This is a genomic window from Streptomyces sp. P9(2023) (assembly GCF_032436795.1).
Classification (GTDB): domain Bacteria; phylum Actinomycetota; class Actinomycetes; order Streptomycetales; family Streptomycetaceae; genus Streptomyces.
Window position 1 is genome coordinate 1 of sequence record NZ_JAUPWM010000420.1, and the last position, 277, is coordinate 277.

Annotated in this window: 1 protein-coding gene; it reads left to right on the top strand. The window is 44.8% G+C overall.

The genetic code is table 11. The features are described 5' to 3' along the window. The coding region (locus Q5762_RS38185; protein ID WP_315896909.1) for a hypothetical protein at nucleotides 1-277 on the top strand (277 nt) is incomplete at both ends.

The following is a 277-nucleotide window of genomic DNA, read 5'->3' on the forward strand; positions in this document are numbered from 1 at the left end:
GTTGGATACGGCCTGTGCGCGTATTGCTATTAATATTACTACTCCCCCTAAGCGTCTAGCCCAACTTGAAACTGCTTGTCATCAGCGACAGCTAGAAATTGATATGCTTAAGCGTGCTCAATACTTAGGTCAAGTTGTAGATACACATCGTTTAGATGAGCTATGTAATCAGGAAGCCAGCGATGAAGCTGAAAAAGCAGAGTTAACGCAACGTTGGCAAGAGCAGAAAACGATCATTGGTCGGATTATTACACTGCGCGAACAGCTTCTCGACGAC